Below are 592 nucleotides of genomic sequence, written 5' to 3'. Positions count from 1 at the left end.
GACTTCAACACCGCGAGGCCTCATTCCTCGCTCGCCTACCAGACCCCGGCAGCCTATGCCAAGATCATCACCGCAACCGGCTCCGACGCTGTGCTGATGGAAGGCTCTGCGCCTCCGCCGGTTGCTCAAACCGCGCCACACGGCGTAACGGAAACGGCCAAGGCTCTAATCGCCACAGGATCAATATCAGTGGCAGGAATGGGCGAAGCTATCTAGCAGGCCGTTGAAAAAGCCGCTCGCCGTCGATTGGCTCCGAAGGGATTCGGAGGATGGCGCATGCGGGGCAACGACGATCGGACCGGCTCCCTTTTCAGCTATGTGGATCTGGAGGTGCGGGTTCGCCAGAACCATCCGTTGCGCACGATCCGCCATATGGTGAACGAGGCGCTTTTGGCGCTGGCGGACGATTGTGCGGCGCTTTACTCGCCGATCGGGCGACCGTCGATCCCGCCGGAGAAGTTGTTGCGGGCGATGCCTCTGCAGGCGTTCTATTCGATCCGTTCGGAACGGCTTCTGATGGAGCGGCTGGAATACGATCTCCTGTTCCGCTGGTTTGTCGGCATCGGCGTCGATATGCGGCGTGGGATCACTC

The 592-nt window shown here is 61.3% G+C and carries 2 pseudogenes; both read left to right on the top strand.

The window, feature by feature from the left end:
• Positions 1–216 (top strand): annotated as a pseudogene (locus EOA29_RS42530) (hypothetical protein); the annotation flags it as partial.
• 60 nt (positions 217–276) lie between these two features.
• A pseudogene (locus tag EOA29_RS39290) lies at positions 277–592 on the top strand (transposase); the annotation flags it as partial.

Origin of the sequence: Mesorhizobium sp. M1E.F.Ca.ET.063.01.1.1, from assembly GCF_003998155.1 — a bacterium.
Classification (GTDB): Bacteria; Pseudomonadota; Alphaproteobacteria; order Rhizobiales; family Rhizobiaceae; genus Mesorhizobium.
Note: the sequence above shows the minus strand (reverse complement) of the source record. Positions and strands in the feature narration are given on the sequence as shown.